Annotated in this window: 13 protein-coding genes and 1 tRNA gene; 11 read left to right on the top strand and 3 right to left on the bottom strand. The window is 65.7% G+C overall.

Translation table 11 applies throughout. The annotated features are described in order from the left end of the window. Positions 1–4: 4 nt before the first annotated feature. Positions 5–670: a trimeric intracellular cation channel family protein gene (locus tag OX89_RS15715; RefSeq protein WP_011805061.1), complete on the bottom strand. Its 666-nt coding sequence runs from the start codon at positions 668–670 to the stop codon at positions 5–7. Positions 671–889: 219 nt separating this feature from the next. After that, positions 890–1,162, bottom strand: a complete 273-nt coding sequence (locus tag OX89_RS15710; protein WP_011805062.1) for an oxidative damage protection protein — start codon at positions 1,160–1,162, stop codon at positions 890–892. A 138-nt stretch (positions 1,163–1,300) separates the two neighbouring features. Between OX89_RS15710 and OX89_RS15705 the strand changes: the two genes are divergently transcribed. The 5 genes from OX89_RS15705 (at position 1,301) to OX89_RS15685 (ending at position 5,448) form a co-directional block, all read left to right on the top strand. Then, the gene (locus tag OX89_RS15705; protein ID WP_047351442.1) at positions 1,301–2,320 is read left to right on the top strand and encodes a sulfate ABC transporter substrate-binding protein; all 1,020 of its coding nucleotides are present in this window, start codon (positions 1,301–1,303) and stop codon (positions 2,318–2,320) included. Between the two features lie 210 nt (positions 2,321–2,530). Continuing rightward, positions 2,531–3,220, top strand: a complete 690-nt coding sequence (locus OX89_RS15700; protein WP_199856264.1) for a glutathione S-transferase family protein — start codon at positions 2,531–2,533, stop codon at positions 3,218–3,220. 43 nt (positions 3,221–3,263) lie between these two features. After that, positions 3,264–4,730 carry a deoxyribodipyrimidine photo-lyase gene (locus tag OX89_RS15695; RefSeq protein ID WP_047351317.1) on the top strand — a complete coding sequence of 489 codons (1,467 nt, stop codon included), beginning with the start codon at positions 3,264–3,266 and terminating at the stop codon, positions 4,728–4,730. A gap of 113 nt (positions 4,731–4,843) precedes the next feature. Beyond that, a tRNA-Ser gene (locus OX89_RS15690) sits at positions 4,844–4,933 on the top strand. Positions 4,934–5,067: 134 nt separating this feature from the next. After that, a complete protein-coding gene (locus OX89_RS15685; RefSeq protein ID WP_369799299.1) occupies positions 5,068–5,448 on the top strand; it encodes a TonB-dependent receptor domain-containing protein in 381 nt (126 codons plus the stop codon). Positions 5,449–5,631: 183 nt separating this feature from the next. Here the strand turns inward: OX89_RS15685 and fabI are convergent, their stop codons facing one another. Continuing rightward, positions 5,632–6,432 (bottom strand): enoyl-ACP reductase FabI, encoded by an 801-nt coding sequence (gene fabI, locus OX89_RS15680; protein WP_047351315.1) that lies wholly within the window; start codon positions 6,430–6,432, stop codon positions 5,632–5,634. An 89-nt stretch (positions 6,433–6,521) separates the two neighbouring features. Here fabI and OX89_RS15675 point away from each other — a divergent pair, with 89 nt between their 5' ends. From OX89_RS15675 to otnI, 6 genes are all read left to right on the top strand, one after another. Then, positions 6,522–8,396 carry an extracellular solute-binding protein gene (locus OX89_RS15675; protein WP_047351314.1) on the top strand — a complete coding sequence of 625 codons (1,875 nt, stop codon included), beginning with the start codon at positions 6,522–6,524 and terminating at the stop codon, positions 8,394–8,396. Positions 8,397–8,403: 7 nt separating this feature from the next. Next, complete coding sequence (locus OX89_RS15670) at positions 8,404–9,441, top strand: microcin C ABC transporter permease YejB (RefSeq protein ID WP_011805074.1); 1,038 nt, start codon at positions 8,404–8,406, stop codon at positions 9,439–9,441. A 3-nt stretch (positions 9,442–9,444) separates the two neighbouring features. Then, positions 9,445–10,551: an ABC transporter permease gene (locus OX89_RS15665; RefSeq protein ID WP_047351313.1), complete on the top strand. Its 1,107-nt coding sequence runs from the start codon at positions 9,445–9,447 to the stop codon at positions 10,549–10,551. A 21-nt stretch (positions 10,552–10,572) separates the two neighbouring features. After that, positions 10,573–12,210, top strand: a complete 1,638-nt coding sequence (locus OX89_RS15660; RefSeq protein ID WP_047351312.1) for an ABC transporter ATP-binding protein — start codon at positions 10,573–10,575, stop codon at positions 12,208–12,210. A 327-nt stretch (positions 12,211–12,537) separates the two neighbouring features. After that, the gene (locus tag OX89_RS15655) at positions 12,538–13,704 is read left to right on the top strand and encodes a DUF4382 domain-containing protein (protein ID WP_047351441.1); all 1,167 of its coding nucleotides are present in this window, start codon (positions 12,538–12,540) and stop codon (positions 13,702–13,704) included. A 77-nt stretch (positions 13,705–13,781) separates the two neighbouring features. Continuing rightward, positions 13,782–14,609, top strand: coding sequence for a 2-oxo-tetronate isomerase (gene otnI / locus OX89_RS15650; protein ID WP_047351311.1), 828 nt, complete (start codon positions 13,782–13,784; stop codon positions 14,607–14,609). The last annotated feature ends 74 nt before the right edge of the window (positions 14,610–14,683 follow it).

The following is a 14,683-nucleotide window of genomic DNA, read 5'->3' as shown; positions in this document are numbered from 1 at the left end:
AGTGTCATTCCCAGCGCTGCTGGTACGAGAACACCGGCAGGCGCCAGTGGTAGTGCAGTGCCAGCAGCCGCAGCGCCAGGCCGGCGGCGAAGCACACCAAAGTGCTGAGGTTGTTTTCCACTTCCATCGTGCGCAGTCCCAGGAACAGCAGGCACACGGCCAGGGACACGCTGGCGTACAGCTCGCGCCGAAAGACCACGGGCACCTGGTTGCACAGCACGTCGCGCAGGATGCCGCCGCTGATGCCCGTGAGCATGCCGGACATCACCACCACCACGGGCGGGTAGCCCAGTTCCAGGGCCACATTGCATCCGATCAGCGAGAACGCGATCAGCCCCATGGCGTCCAGCAGCAGGAACACACGCTTGATCCGGTGCAGGTAGCGCGCCACCACCGTCGTCAGCAGGCCTGCGGAGATCACCAGGTACACGTATTCCGGGTGCTGTGTCCAGCCGATCGGGTAGTGGCCCAGCACCATGTCACGGATGGTGCCGCCGCCCAGCGCGGTCACAAAGGCGATCACGCTGACACCGAAGATGTCCATGTTGCGCCGGCCTGCGGCCAGCGCGCCAGACATGGCCTCGGCCGTGATGGCCACAAGGTAGATCACCAGCAGGGTGGTGAACTGTGAGAACTGGAACGAGTCCAGCAATGACACCGACGGCAACATGAAATCTCCTCAGGGAGCCGGGCCTGGGCCGCCTGCCAGGCGCAGTGGGCTACAACGGCAACGCCCCCGCCACAGTGATGCGACGGGGGCGACTGCAAAGAGGCGCTGCTTTGGCGCAGCGCTGCGTCATGCGCCGGGCGGGACGCAGCCAGCCTCACCGTCTGCGCCGCGCCAAAGAAGTGGCTTTAGCGAAACCGCTTCTTGCAGCGCTGCACTGCGTTACGCGCTGGGCGGCACATAACCCGCCGCAGCGTCTGCGCCGCTGCCGAAGAAGTGGTTTTCCATCTGGCGGGCGAGGTATTGGCGGGCGCGCGCGTCGGCCAGGTTCAGGCGGTTCTCGTTGACCAGCATGGTCTGGTGCTTGATCCAGTCGGCCCAGGCTTGCTTGCTCACGTTGTCATAGATGCGTTTGCCCAGATCGCCGGGGTAGGGCGCAAAGTCGAGGCCTTCGGCTTCCTTGCCGAGCTTGATGCAGTGGACGGTACGTGCCATGGAGCGATTCCTTGCTGAAACTTCAGACGTCAATGGAATAACGAACTGAAATCTTATTGGTTTGGATTTTGAAGGGCGACTTCCAGAATGCCTTGCATCGGTGAACCGCACCGACGCACCCTGCAACGAAAGCCCTTCATGAACAATCGCCGCGACTTTATCAAGTTTCCCCTGGCCACCGCCCTGACGGCGGTCATGTCCCTGACGTCTTTGCCGTCGTTTGCGCAGCCCGCCCAGTTCCTCAACGTGTCCTACGACCCCACGCGTGAACTCTATGTGGCCTACAACCAGGCCTTCGCACGCCACTGGAAGGCCAAGACGGGGCAGGAAGTGCAGTTCAAACAGTCGCACGGCGGCTCGGGCAAGCAGGCGCGTTCGATCATCGATGGCATCGACGCCGACGTGGCTACGCTGGCCCTGGGCGGAGACGTGGATGCGCTGGCCCAGCACGGCCTGCTGGCGCCCGCTTGGCAAAAGCGCCTCCCGCACAACTCGGCGCCCTATACCTCCACCATCGTGTTTCTGGTGAAGAAGGGCAACCCCAAGGGCGTGAAGGATTGGGATGACTTGGTCAAGCCCGGCGTGCAAGTCATTACCCCTAACCCCAAGACCAGCGGCGGGGCGCGCTGGAACTATCTTGCTGCCTGGGAATTCGCCAAGCGCAAGTACGGCAGCGACACTCAAGCCAAGGATTTCGTGTCCAAGCTCTACAAGAACGTGCCGGTGCTCGACACGGGTGCGCGCGGCTCGACCATCACCTTCGTGCAGCGCGGTGTGGGCGACGTGCTGCTGGCCTGGGAGAACGAGGCGTTTCTTGCGCTCAAGGAGTTCGGCAAGGACAAGTTCGAGATCGTCGTGCCATCGCTGTCCATCTTGGCCGAACCCACGGTGGCGGTGGTGGACAAGGTGGTGGACAAGAAGGGCACGCGCGCGCTGGCGGAGGAGTACCTTGCCTACCTCTATTCCGACGAGGGGCAGGACATTGCTGGAAAGAACTTCTACCGTCCAACCAGCGAGAAGGCCAAGGCCCACTACGACAAGCAATTCCCCAAGCTCACACTGGCCACCATCGACCAGGCTTTCGGTGGCTGGGCCAAGGCCAATCGAGAGCATTTTGCGGACGGCGCACTGTTTGACCAGATCTACAGCCGGCGTTGATCCGTCTTTGGATGAAAATAGGCGCTAAGCATTGATGAGTAAGTGCTATAAGCTATCAAAAATATAGTTTGCAAAGCGCCCCGCGCTCCTTTGGCGAAGTGAGGGACGTGGGTCCGGGCCTCGGCGCGAGGGACAGCACACCCATGGCGGGGCACGCCGTGCCGCGGCAGGCGCCAACCCTTCGTGCGCGACTGCACTACCATGCCGCCCATGCTGACCGTTCACCACCTGGAAACCTCGCGCTCCCAGCGCATTCTGTGGCTGCTGGAAGAACTGGGCGTGCCCTACGACATCCGCCGTTACTCGCGTGACCCCGTGACCAGGCTGGCGCCACCAGAGCTCAAGCGGGTGCACCCGCTGGGCAAGTCGCCCGTCATCACCGAAGGCGACATGGTGGTGGCCGAATCTGGCGCCATCATCGAATATCTGGCCGAGCGCTACGGTGCACAGGCGCCGGCGGATCTGGCCCATCTGGAACCCGCGCGCGGCACGGCAGAACATCGCCAGTGCAGGTTCTGGATGCATTACGCCGAGGGGTCCCTGATGAACTGGCTGGTGATGAAGCTGGTGTTCGACACCATTGCGCGCCAGCCCATGCCGTTTTTTGTGCGCCCCATCGCGCGCACCCTGTGCGCCAAAGTGCAGCAAAGACTCATCGGCCCGAACGTGCAAACCGCCCTGGCCTTCATGGATGCGCACCTGGCCCAGCACGACTGGTTCGCCGGGGGCCACCTGACCATGGCCGACTTTCAGATGAGCTTTGCCGTGGAGGCGGCCCTCGCGCGCGGGGGCGACGAAACGGCCTGGCCGCACCTGGTGGCCTACCGCCAGCGTATGCGGGCGCGTCCGGCCTACCAGCGGGCGCTGGAGCAGGGCGGCCCCGTGGTGATGCAGGCCTGAGGGGCACTGCCGCGCCGTCAGCCAGACCAGTCCTTCCCGTCCCATGCCAGCCAGCGCCCTTGTGTGGCTGCGGCGCGATCTGCGCTGCCATGACCACGCCGCCCTGTACCACGCACTGCGCCGTTTCGAACGCGTGTACTGCGTCTTCGTCTTTGACACCGATATCCTTGATGCGCTGCCGACCAGGGGCGATCGGCGCGTGGAGTTCATTCACGCCAGCGTGTGCGCATTGGATGAGGACCTGCGCGCGCTGGCGGCACGCAGCGGCGCCCCCGGTGGCGGCCTGATCGTGCGCCACGGTACAGCGGTGCAGTGCATCGTGCAATTGGCCCGCAGCCTGGGCGTGCGCGAAGTGCTGGCCAATCGCGACTACGAACCTGCAGCCCTGGCCCGCGACCGACGGGTGGCAGACGGCCTGGCGGCGTGTGGCATCGCTTTCAGCGACTACAAGGACCAGGTGCTGCTGGAGCAGGGCGAGGTGCTGAACCAGCAGGGCCAGCCCTACAGCGTCTTCACGCCATACAAACGCACTTGGCTGCAGAAGCTGGATGCCTTCCAGACCAAGCCTTATCCCGTGGAGCGCCAAGCTCAGCACCTGGCCGTGCCCCCGGCGGGGGAGCGGCTGCCCACGCTGGCGGATCTGGGCTTCGTGCCCACCAACCTGGCTAATTTGCAGCTGCCTGTGGGCTCGCGTGGCGCGCAGCAGTTGCTGCAGGATTTTCTGCCGCGCATGGCGGCTTACAAGCTGGCGCGCGACTTTCCTGGGCGTAAAGGCGTGTCCTACCTGTCGGTGCATCTGCGCTTTGGCACCGTGTCCATCCGCCAGCTGGCCTCACTGGCCGCGCGGCAGGCCGCGCAAGGCTGCGAAGGCGCGCAGACCTGGCTGTCCGAACTGGCGTGGCGCGACTTCTATTTCATGATTCTGTGGCACCACCCGCACGTGGTCACCCAGGCATTTCGCCCCGAGTACGACCGCGTCCAGTGGGATGACGTGCCTGAGTACTGGCAGGCATGGTGCGCGGCGCGTACTGGCTATCCGTTGGTCGACGCCGCCATGCGCCAACTGCTGCAGACTGGCTACATGCACAACCGGCTGCGCATGGTGGTGGCGAGCTTTTTGACCAAGGATTTGGGTATCGATTGGCGCCGTGGCGAGCGCTTCTTTGCCCAGCACCTGAACGACTACGACCTGGCTGCCAACAATGGCGGCTGGCAATGGGCGGCGTCAACCGGCTGCGACGCTCAGCCCTGGTTTCGCATCTTCAACCCGGTGGCGCAGTCGCAGAAGTTTGACCCCGATGGCAGGTTCATCCGCCGCTATCTCCCGGAGCTGGCGTGTGTTCCTGATAAGCACCTCCATTTCCCTGCAGGCATGAAGCCGCTGGAATTGCAGGCCTGTGGGTTGCGTTTAGGCATCGACTATCCGCTGCCGATAGTGGACCACGCCAGAGCACGGGAGCGTACTCTGATGCGGTTCCATTTCTTGGGTCGCGGGCGAGATGCATCCTGAAAGGCGGGGAACCGGGATGTTCCATCTTGAAACCCGTGAGGAAGCATGTTTTTTCAAGGGAACAGTCAGATCTTTGAAAAAGTGTCTGTGCAGCATCTATAATGGAGGGCTCCGGAGAGGTGGATGAGCGGTTTAAGTCGCACGCCTGGAAAGCGTGTGTGGGCTAATCCCCACCGCGGGTTCGAATCCCGCCCTCTCCGCCAGTCGTTCCAAGGGTTAGCAGGTACTCATCTGCTAACCCTTTTTCGTTGCGGCTCCTCTGAAAACGAGGGCTGTAGTAGAGGCAGCATCCCGGCAAACCATATAAGGTTGGCATGTGAACTAAGCTGGGCCGGTTATGCCATTACTGGATGGCGAGATGACCGCCGCGCCTGCGACGGATGCGGCCAGCCTTGTACAAGGCAAGCGGCCCACGCTGACTCCCCGGCACAGCGCGAACCTGTGGGTGACCGAGGCACTGGGGCACGGCTTTGGCGTGGGCGGCGGCCTGAACTATATGGGAGCGCGGTTTGCCAACCCCGGCAACACGGTTACCTTGCCTGGCTACACCACGGTGGATGCCATGGCCTACTTCCGCTTAGGCGCCTGGCATGTGCAACTCAAGCTGAACAATCTGTTCGACCACCGCTATATGGTGGCGGGCCATGGCAGTTCGCCGAACCTGAACCTGCCGGGAGCCCCGCGTTCGGTGCAGGTGGTGGCACGCTGCCGATTTTGAGATCCAGGCCCCGGGGCCATGCCCGCAGGAGTCTTGCCGTGCCGACGAAGGCTCGATCATGGGCAACCAGCCGTCCTGAAAGTCCGCGCACAGTGACCGAAACGAACAACGGGCCTTACAGGCCCGTTGGTTCTTCAAGCAAGGTTGGTGTGGCGCACCCACCCCGCAGTCATTTCCGCAGGCTCACACCTGGTCTGCCGAAAGCCCGGCGGTTTGGCTGAAGCCGCCGTCCACATAGGTGATCTCGGCGGTCACGCCGCTGGCCAGGTCGGACAGCAGGAACGCGGCCACGTTGCCCACGTCTTCGATCGTCACGTTGCGACGCAGCGGGGCGGCGTCAGCCACGCGGCCCAGCAGCTTGCCGAAGTCCTTGATGCCGCTGGCGGCCAGGGTCTTGATGGGGCCCGCGCTGATGCCGTTGGCACGGATGCAGCGGCCGTCTTCAGTGCGGCCCACGGCTTCGGCCAGGTAGCGCACGCTGGCTTCCAGGCTGGCCTTGGCCAAGCCCATGGTGTTGTAGTTGGGGATGGAGCGCAGGGCGCCCAGGTACGACAGCGTCAGGAGCGCCGACTTGTCGTTCAGGTAGGGCAGGGCCGCCTTGGCCATGGCCGGGAAGCTGTAGGCGCTGATTTCGTGGGCCACCTTGAAGGCTTCGCGAGAGAGGCCTTCCAGGAAGTTGCCGGCGATGGCCTCGCGCGGAGCAAAGCCGATGGAGTGCACGAAGCCATCGAACTTTCCCCAGGCGGCGCCGATGTCGGCGAACAATTTGTCGATCTGCGCGTCGTCGGCCACGTCGCAGTCAAAGACCAGCTTGGAGTCGAATTCGGCGGCGAACTCGGTGATGCGGTCCTTGAAGCGCTCGCCCACGTAGCTGAAGGCCAGTTCCGCGCCTTGTTGGTGGCAGGCCCTGGCGATGCCGTACGCGATCGAGCGATTGGACAGCACGCCCGTGATGAGCAGCTTCTTGCCGGCGAGAAAACCCATTGTTGTTCTCCTGAAATGCGATGTGCGAAGGGAAATGGCAAGCGTGACGCGGGGGCTTGCGGGCCGCTTGCGTGGTGCAGAATTGTCGCATGCGGTTCTGGCGTATCTGTTTATTGATCGGTTGGCTGGGAGGGAGCAGCGTGGCGGGCGGGACGGCCTGGGCCGCGCATGCCTACGCGATGTGGGGGGCGCCCGCGCTGGCGGCCGACTTCGCGCACTTCCCCTACGTCAACCCACAGGCGCCCAAGGGCGGCGAATTGCGCCTGGTGAGCAATCTGCGCACCTCCACCTTCGACAAGTACAACCCATTCACGATCCGTGGCAACGCGCCGGCCTACCTGTCGGCGCTGATGTTCGACTCGCTGCTCACCGGCTCGCTGGACGAAACGGCCACCGGCTACGGACTGCTGGCCGAGGATGTGGCGGTGGCGCCGGATGGCCTGTCAGCCACCTTCAGGCTGCGGCCCGAGGCGCGCTTTCACAACGGCAAGCCGGTGCTGGCCCAGGATGTAAAGCACAGTTTCGACACCCTGATGGGCCCTTACACCTCACCGGGCTACAAAACGCTGCTGATCGAGGTGGCCGGTGTGGATGTGCTGGACGACCGCACCGTGCGCTACCGCTTCAAGGCGCCCAACCGCGAACTGCCGCTCACCGTCGGGGGGCTACCCGTGTTCAGCCGCGACTGGGGACTGGGCGCCGACGGCAAGCCCAAGCCGTTCGACCAGGTGGTGATGGACATCCCCATCGGCAGCGGACCGTACAAGATTGGGCCCGTCAACTTCGGCAAGGACATCACCTATGTGCGTGACCCCCAGTATTGGGCGCGCGACCTGCCCGTGCGCAAGGGGACGGCCAACTTTGACCGTGTTCTGGTCAAGATCTACAAGGACAACACCGCGCGGCTGGAGGCGCTGAAGGCCGGCGAGTTCGATCTGATGCGGTTTTTCAGTGCGGGCGACTGGGCGCGGCGGGTCAACGGCCGCAAGTTCGACACGGGTGAGCTGGTCAAGGGCGAGTTCGCCAACAAGCTGCCCTCGGGCTTCCAGAGCTACGTATTGAACACGCGCCGCCCGCTGCTGCAGGACCGCCGCGTGCGAGAGGCCCTGGGGCTGGCGTTCGACTTTGAGTGGATGAACCGCCAGCTTTTCTATGGTGCCTATCAGCGCGTGCGCGGCATCTTCGGCAACACCATGTGCGAGACCCACGGCATGCCCACGCCGCAGGAGCTGGCGCTGCTGGAGCCCTGGCGCAAGGATCTGCCCCCCGCGGTCTTCGGCCCCATGTTCGAGCCGCCCACCACCGACGGCGCCACCACGCTGCGCGACAACCTGCGCCGCGCGCAGGCGCTGCTCCAGGAGGCAGGCTGGCAGGTGCAGGATGGCGTGCTGCGCAACGCCAGCGGCCAGGCCATGGTGCTGGAATACATGGACAGCAGCGAAGGCGGCGTGCGCACGTTGTCCTCGTGGATGCGTAACCTGCAAAAGCTCGGCATCACCCTCAAGTTCCGCTCGGTGGACTTCGCGCTGTACCAGCAGCGCCTGCAGAAGTTCGACTTCGACATCACCACCATTGCCTACCAGGGCACCAACAACCCGGGGCAGGAGTTTGCCGACCTGTTCGGCAGCGCGGCGGCAGACCAGGAAGACTCGGGCAATTTCCCCGGCGTAAAGAGCCCGGCCGTGGACGCAATGATCCGTGCCATGGTCTCCGCCAAGACGCAGGAACAGATGTTGCCCGCGTGCCATGCGCTGGACCGCATCATTGCGCATGGCCACTACCTCATTCCGCAGTGGTCCGCGGGCACCCATCGCATGGTCTACAACGCCTGGCGACTGGACCGGCCCGAAGTGGTGCCGCCGTATTCGACCGGAGAGATGTGGGCGGTGGATACGTGGTGGGCCCGTTCGCCTGCGCTGACCGCCGAGACCGCGCCCAAGGCCGCGACGCCGCGCAAGGACTGAAACCGCCATGTTCGCCTACATCCTCAAGCGCATCCTGCTCATGCTGCCCACGCTGTTGGGCGTGTTGCTGTTGACCTTTGTCGTGATCCAGTTCGTGCCGGGCGGTCCGGTGGAGCAATACCTGGCCGAGGCCAAGGCCGGCGCTGCCGGCATGGGCGGAGGCGGCGAGGGCGGCGGCATGGCCTATCGCGGCGCGCAGGGCGTGGACCCGAAGCGGCTGGAGCAGATCAAGCAGCTCTATGGCTTTGACAAGCCGGCGCACGAGCGCTTCTTCCAGATGCTGGGCCAGTTCGCGCGCTTCGACCTGGGGCGCAGCTTCTTTCAGAACAAGGACGTGTGGCAACTCGTGAAGGAGAAGCTGCCCGTGTCCGTCAGCCTGGGGTTGTGGACCTTCTTCATCAGCTACCTCGTGGCGGTGCCGCTGGGTGTGGCCAAGGCGGTGCGCGCCGGCTCGCGCTTTGACTTCGTCACCACGCTCATCATCCTGGTGGGCTACGCGATTCCGGGTTTCGTGCTCGGCGTGGCGCTGCTGGTGATCTTTGGCGGGCAATTGCAGTGGTTCCCGCTGCGCGGGCTGACCTCGGCCAACTGGGACGAGCTGGGCCTGTGGGCCAAGGTGACGGATTACCTATGGCATATCGCGCTGCCCATCACGGCCATGGTGGCCGGCAGCTTTGCGGTGACGGCGATGCTGACCAAGAACGCTTTTCTGGAAGAGATCCGCAAGCAATATGTGCTCACCGCGCGTGCCAAGGGACTGACCGACCGGCAGGTGCTCTACAAGCACGTGTTTCGCAATGCGCTGATTCCCATCATCACGGGCTTCCCATCCGCCTTCATCGGCGCGTTCTTCGCGGGCTCGCTGCTCATCGAGACGCTGTTCTCGCTCGACGGCCTGGGCCTGCTGTCCTATGAGAGCGTGATCCGCCGCGACTACCCCGTGGTGCTGGGCACGCTGTACCTGTTCACGCTGATCGGGCTGGTGACCAAGCTCATCAGCGACCTGTGCTACGTGTGGGTGGATCCCCGCGTCAAGTTCGATTGAAATATGGCTCCAACGCCTGAACATCAAGCGCTAGCAGCTATCGTTTCAGTAGCTAAGGATGCGCCCGCTGCGCCCGCTGCGCCCGTTGCCGCCTCGGCGTCACCCAGCCGGCGCGCCTGGCAGCGCTTTCGTGCCAACCGCCTGGGGTTCTGGAGCCTGGTGGTGTTCTGCACCCTGGTCGTGATCAGCCTGGGGGCAGAACTGGTCAGCAACGACCGGCCCCTCGTCGTGCGCTATGAGGGTCAGACGTATTTCCCGTTGTTCAACGATTACCCCGAGACGACTTTCGGCGGTGACTTCCAGACGCCCACCGACTATCTCGACCCCTTCATTCGCGAGCGGCTGTCGCAGGGGGATAACTGGGCGCTGTACACGCTCAACCGCTACGGGCCAAACACGCTGAACTACTTCGCGAAGGAGCCCAACCCCTCGGGCCCGTCGCGCGACAACTGGCTGGGCACGGATGACCGCGGGCGTGACCTGTTGGCGCAACTGATCTACGGCTTTCGCGTGAGCGTGTTGTTCGGTATTGCCCTCACCGTGGTGGGCGTGGCACTGGGCGTGGCGGCGGGGGCGGTACAGGGCTTCTTTGGCGGCAAGACCGACCTGGCTTTCCAGCGCTTCATCGAGATCTGGGGCTCCATGCCCGAGCTGTACCTGCTCATCATCTTCAGCGCCGTGTTCGCGCCCAGCATCGGGCTGCTGCTGGTATTGCTCAGCCTGTTCGGCTGGATGGGGCTGTCGGACTATGTGCGCGCGGAATTCCTGCGCAACCGGCAACTGGACTATGTGAAGGCCGCGCGGGCGCTGGGCGTGTCCAACGGCCAGATCATCCGCCGCCATATCCTGCCCAACAGCATGACGCCCGTGGTCACCTTTCTGCCGTTCCGCATGGGTGCGGCGATCCTGGCGCTGACGTCGCTGGACTTCCTGGGCCTGGGCGTGCCGCCCGGCACACCCAGCCTGGGCGAGCTGCTGTCCCAGGGCAAGAACAACATCGACGCGTGGTGGATCTCCATCTTCACCTTCGGGGTGCTGGTCACCACGCTGCTGCTGCTCACCTTCATGGGCGATGCGCTGCGCGACGCGCTGGACCCCCGCAAGAACTGAGGCATCGTGAACCCTTCTGCCATGCGCGCTGCGCCCCCCCTGTCTCCATCGTCCGCGCCGCTGCTGCAGGTGCGGGATCTGCGGGTGCGCTTCGGCGCCAAGCAGGTGGTGCATGGGGTGAGCTTCGACATGGCCCCGGGCGAAAAGCTCGCGCTGGTGGGTGAATCCGGCTCGGGCAAGACAGTGACCGCGCTGGCGCTGCTACGCCTGACGGGCGATGCGCAACTGGAGGGAAGCGCGCTGATGCACGGGCGTGATCTGCTGCAACTGCCTGAGCGCGAACTGCGCGGCGTGCGCGGCGGCGATATCGCCATGGTGTTCCAGGAGCCCATGACGGCGCTGAACCCGCTGATGACGATTGGCGACCAGGTGGCCGAGGTCTTGGTGCTAAAACAGGCCCTGAGCAAGGCGCAGAGCGCGCAAGCAGCTATCGAACTGCTAGCGAGTACCGGCATCCCCGAGCCGGCGCGGCGCGCGGGCAGTTTTCCGCACCAGCTTTCGGGAGGGCAGCGCCAGCGCGCCATGATCGCCATGGCCCTGGCCAGCCGACCGAAGCTGCTGTTGGCCGACGAGCCCACCACCGCGCTGGACGTGACGCTGCGCGGCCAGATCCTGGACCTGCTGTCCGACCTGCAGCGCCAGACGGGCATGGCCGTGCTGCTCATCACGCACGACCTGCTGCTGGTGCGCCGCTTTGCCGATCGCGTGGCCGTCATGGAGCAGGGCGCCGTGGTGGAGCAGGGCACCGTCGCCCAGGTGTTCGACGCACCGCAGCATGCCTACACGCGCAAGCTGATCGGCAGTACGCCGCGGCGGGACGTAGTAGAAAGCGGTGCCGACGGCGACGCCGTGCCCGCCGCGCAGGCAAGCGGCCTGCGCGTGGCCTACCCCGTGCCGGTGCCGGGCATCCGCGGCTGGTTTGCCAAGGGCGAATTCGTGGCCGTGAAGGATGCGGGCTTTCGCATTGCGCGTGCGCGCACGCTGGGGGTCGTGGGCGAATCGGGCTCGGGCAAGTCCACGCTGGCCCAGGCGCTGCTGGGCCTGCTGCCGTCGCGCGGCGAGCTGCGGGTTGCCGGCCAGGCCTGGCAGCAGCCCGCCCACCGCAACACCGCGCACAACCAGCAGCTGCGCCGGCAGGTGCAGGTGGTGTTCCAAGACCCGTTCTCGTCCCTGTCGCCGCGCATGACCGTGGAGGAGATCGTGGGCGAGGGCCTGCGCGTGCACATGCCTGCGCTGGACGTGGCCGAGCGCCGCGCGCGCGTGGCCGCCATGTTGGCCGAGGTGGGCCTGACGGACGCGCAATTCCCCGGCCTGCTGGCGCGCTACCCGCATGAGTTCTCGGGCGGCCAGCGCCAGCGCCTGGCCATTGCGCGCGCGCTCATCGTCGAGCCCCAGGTGCTGGTGCTGGACGAGCCCACCAGCGCGCTGGACGTCACCATCCAGCAGCAGGTGCTGAGCCTGCTGCAGCGCCTGCAGAAGGAGCGGGCGCTGTCGTACCTGCTCATCACGCACGACGTGGCGGTGGTGCGCGCCATGGCGCATGAGGTCATCGTCATGAAGGACGGCGAGGTGGTGGAAAGCGGCAGCGTGCACCAGGTGCTGGATGCCCCGCGCCACGCCTACACGCAACGGCTGGTGCAGGCCGCGCAGCCGGTCTGACCTGCCCGGCGGCGGGTCGCGCAGCAGGGTGTGCGGGGCCGTGGGCGACTACCGCGTTTGGTGTAGGACACGGGCGCGATCTGCTTGCATGTCCGTTGGCCGGTTGCTCTGCTATTCATAGCGTTGAATTTCGATTTCATGTGCCTGTCCGGTGTTTTACAGCGCAGAAGTCGGCTCCCGCTTTTCTGGCGATTCCATACATCAGGCAACACCTGACATTTGGCTGCCAGGTGCCGCGGGGTGCCGTTCTCACAATGCGCCCCGGGGCGGTAGGCTGGTCTGACGGCACCTTCCTCGGCAAGAAAAACCCCGGAGGCAATGAACATCATGCGCACGAAAACCCTCTCCTGTTGCAAGTATCTGGCTGGCGCCACCGCGCTGGCTGCCCTGGTCGCCTGTGGCGGCGGCGGTGGTGATGGCGGTGACGGTAGCGGCACCGGCACGCTGAAGCTGGCGCTGACCGATGCCCCCAGTTGCGGCTATGACGCGGTGAACGTCACCGTGCAGAAAATACGCGTGCACCAAAGCGCTGCGGCGGCGGATGACGCTTCCGGCTGGCATGAGCTCACGCTGAACCCCGCGCGCCGCGTGGACCTGCTGTCGCTGACCAACGGCGTGCTGGAGGAACTGGGCGAGCTGCCGCTGCCCACGGGCAAATACACCCAGATGCGTCTGGTGCTGGCGGGCAATGGCGGAGCGGCCCCCTTCGCCAACTCCGTCGTGCCCACAGGGTCGGGCGAAGTAGCGCTGACCACGCCCAGCGGCCAGCAAAGTGGCGTGAAGATGAACGTGAACATCGACATCGCCGCCAACCAGATGGCGGACTTCGTGCTCGACTTCGACGCCTGCAAGTCCGTCGTCACGGCCGGCGCATCGGGCCGCTACCTGCTCAAGCCGGTGGTGGCGGTGATTCCGCGCCTGGTCTCTGGTGTGCAGGGCTTCGTCGAACCCGTTGCTGGCGCCACGGTGACGCTGCAGTCCCAAGGCGAGGTGGTGCGCGCCACCGTGCCGGACGCTTCGGGCCGCTACCTGCTGCGGCCGGTGGTGCCGGGCAGCTACACGCTGGTGCTGACGGCACCCGGCCGCACCACGGCCGTGGTGACCCAGGTGCCGGTGCAGTCCGAGCTGGTCACCTCCGTCGGCACGTCCACGCAGGCCGTAGCGCTGCCGGCATCGCCCGTTGGCACCGTGAACGGCACCACCTCGGTGGATGCCTGGGTGCGGGCCCTGCAGCCGCTGGCAGCGGCTGGCACGGTGCAAGTGTCGGCCAAGCCCGTGGACGGCGTGACCGGCGCCTACAGCTTCACGCTGCCCACGGCCGCCCCGCTGGTGGCGCCGTATGCCGCGGCGCCCACTCCGCTCGTGTTCACGGCCGATGCCGGAGCCGCAGGGCGCTACACCATCCAGGCGCGTCTGGCGGGGCAGGCCGACAAGCAGCAGGCCTTGACCCTGGGCGCGGGAACGACCCAGACGGTGAACTTCACGTTCCCCTGACGCCCACCACGCGTTCCTAGAATGAAGGGCGCCAGTCCGCGACTGGCGCCCTTTTTTGTACGAACGCCCTTCCTGTCATGCCTCGCCTTGCTGCCAACCTCTCCATGCTCTACGCCGAGCATGCCTTCCTGGACCGCTTTGCCGCTGCCGCGTGCGACGGCTTCCGGGGGGTGGAATACCTTTTTCCCTACGACCATCCTGCGGAGCAGATTGCGCAGCGCCTGGCCGAACATGGACTGACGCAGGTACTGTTCAATGCCCCGCCGGGGGACTGGGCGGCGGGCGAGCGCGGTCTGGCCTGTCTGCCGGGGCGCGAGGCGCAATTCCAGGAGGGGCTGCAACAGGCGCTGCACTATGCGCAGGCGCTGCGCTGCGAGCGCCTGCACGTGATGGCTGGCGTGGTGCCGCCCGGGCTGGCGCACGCCGACGCACGCGCCTGCTACCTGCGCAACCTGCGCTGGGCCGCCGGCCAGGCCGGGCGCCAGGGCGTGCGGCTGATGATCGAGCCCATCAACGGGCGCGACATGCCCGGCTACTTCCTGCAGCGCCAGCAGGACGCCCATGCCGTGCTGCAGGAACTGGGCGCTTCCAACGTGCAGGTGCAGTTCGACCTGTACCACTGCCAGGTCATGGAGGGCGACGTGGCCACGAAGATCCGCCACTACCTGCCCACGGGACGGGTGGGGCATTTCCAGATCGCCGGCGTACCCGCGCGGCACGAGCCCGACCAGGGAGAGCTGCAGGTCGACTACCTGCTGGGCGTGATCGACGAGGTGGCGGCCACCTGCGGCTTCGACGGCTGGGTGGGCTGTGAATACCGTCCGGCGATCGCGGGCCCGGGCGGCACGTCGCAGGGGCTGGCCTGGGCGCGGCGCTGGGGTGTCGTGCCGCGCGGCGCGGATTGAGGGCGTTCGCCCCGGCGCGGGGCGGGGGCTAGCAGGCCGTTGAAAAATCCCCCGCCGACGCCCGCGTTGGCCGC

The sequence above is a fragment of the Diaphorobacter sp. J5-51 genome (assembly GCF_001023515.1).
Taxonomy (GTDB): domain Bacteria; phylum Pseudomonadota; class Gammaproteobacteria; order Burkholderiales; family Burkholderiaceae_C; genus Diaphorobacter; species Diaphorobacter nitroreducens.
This window is presented reverse-complemented; position numbering and strand designations above follow the sequence as displayed.